Consider the following 232-nt stretch of genomic DNA (forward strand, 5'->3'; position numbering starts at 1 on the left):
TCCATCACCACGCTCGGCGACCTCTCCGGTTGGGATGTCTCAAGCCTCACCACCGCATCCTATATGTTCAACGGCTGCTCCTCCATCACCACACTCGGCGACCTCTCCGGTTTGGATGTCTCCAAGGTGACCGATGCATCCTATATGTTCAGCGGCTGCTCCTCCATCACCACGCTCGGCGACCTCTCCGGTTGGGATGTCTCAAGCCTCACCACCGCATCCTATATGTTCA

Annotated in this window: 1 protein-coding gene; it reads left to right on the forward strand. The window is 57.8% G+C overall.

Annotated features, from left to right (window positions below):
• The coding region (locus tag HJV72_RS18915; RefSeq protein WP_208073405.1) for a BspA family leucine-rich repeat surface protein at positions 1-232 on the forward strand (232 nt) is incomplete at both ends.

It is taken from the genome of Extibacter sp. GGCC_0201 (genome assembly GCF_017566055.1).
Taxonomy (GTDB): domain Bacteria; phylum Bacillota; class Clostridia; order Lachnospirales; family Lachnospiraceae; genus Extibacter.